2 protein-coding genes are annotated in these 1,306 nt (G+C 67.9%); both read right to left on the bottom strand.

All coding sequences use genetic code 11. The features are described 5' to 3' along the window. Window positions 1-69: 69 nt before the first annotated feature. Window positions 70-878 (bottom strand): IS5 family transposase gene (locus DEH69_RS28265; RefSeq protein ID WP_258535027.1). Its coding sequence is split into 2 segments (ribosomal slippage): window positions 70-558 and window positions 561-878, totalling 807 coding nucleotides; the frame shifts between segments, so codons are not numbered across the junction. A 246-nt stretch (window positions 879-1,124) separates the two neighbouring features. Next, on the bottom strand, window positions 1,125-1,235 hold the full coding sequence (locus tag DEH69_RS28260; protein WP_113689837.1) for a DUF397 domain-containing protein: 111 nt from the start codon (window positions 1,233-1,235) through the stop codon (window positions 1,125-1,127). Between the last annotated feature and the right edge of the window lie 71 nt (window positions 1,236-1,306).

Genomic DNA, 1,306 nt, shown 5'->3' with positions numbered 1-1,306 from the left:
GCGGGCGTGCCACAGTGCTGTCGCCGTGACCTCGGGCAGCGGCAGTGACCCTAAGAGCTCGTAACAGGATCATGGTCGGTGTTTCTTGAGTCGTCTCCAGCAGATCAGTCCGCAGGCGAGGGATAGGAACGCGTCGTGGAGTTCGGTGCGGCGTTCCCATCGGACGGCGAGGCGTTTGAACTGGTGGAGGAGGGCGAAGGTCTGCTCGACGACGTAGCGGAGCTTGCCCATGCCGTGGATGTTCGGGGTGCCCTTGCGGGAGATGACGGGCAGGATCCGGCGCTTGCGGAGCTCCTCCCGGTTGGGGTTGGAGTCATAGCCCTTGTCTCCGAGCAGGGCCTCCGGACGCCTGCGGGGACGGCCGGGGCGACCGGCGACGGGTGGGATGCCGTCGACCAGGGCGAGGGTCTGGGTGACGTCGTTGACGTTGGCCGCAGTGGTGATGACCTTGAGCGGGGTGCCGCGTCCATCGCAGATCAGGTGGTGTTTGCTGCCCGTCTTCCGTCGGTCGACAGGCGACGGACCGGTGTCGGCACCCCCTTTTTCGCGCGGATGTGGGAGCCGTCCACACACGCCCTGGACCAGTCGAGCTCGCCGGCCGCGTTCAGTTCGGCGAGCAGGATGCGGTGCAGTGCGTCGAAGACGCCGGCCTTCTGCCATCGTTCCAGCCTGCGCCAGCAGGTCTGTCCGGAGCCGAACCCCAGCTCCAGCGGCAGCAGTTGCCAGGCTATGTCGTTGTGCAGGACGTAGAGGATGCCTTGCAGACACAGCCGGTCCGGCACCGGCCGCGGCCCCGGCGACCGCTCCGGCCACGGCGGCAGCAGCGGCTCGATCAGCGCCCACAATTCGTCGTCCACGATCCACGGCCGAGTACTCACACCTTCCCGAACGGCCGAACCAGCCCACCGGTCACGCCCGGCCAGGACACTTCAGCAAGATCGTGTTACGAGCTCTTACCTCTACCTCCGCTCGTGGGAGGGGCGTTGTGACGCCGAGGCTACGCCGCTGGCTCCTCGGGCTCGTCCGGTGCTCCGGATACGCCGGAGCGGACGCACGCGGGGCAGGCCAGGCGGCGCGGCGGCGCCCTCGGGTCCGGTGCCAGGCCGGGTGGCTGATGCGAGCACTCAGAGGGTACGGAGGAACGCCGGCCACTGCGCCGCGGGAACGGCCAGCACCGGGTTCTCCTCCCCGAACGTGCTGTCCCGCATCGCGACCACATCGGTCACGCGGGCCACCCCGACACACTGAGGTTTTTCTCAGCGAAATGATCTTCGCGAAGCGGGTTGATCTGGGCATGTCTGCCTGA

The sequence above is a fragment of the Streptomyces sp. PT12 genome, from assembly GCF_003311645.1.
Taxonomy (GTDB): domain Bacteria; phylum Actinomycetota; class Actinomycetes; order Streptomycetales; family Streptomycetaceae; genus Streptomyces.
Note: the sequence above shows the minus strand (reverse complement) of the source record. Positions and strands in the feature narration are given on the sequence as shown.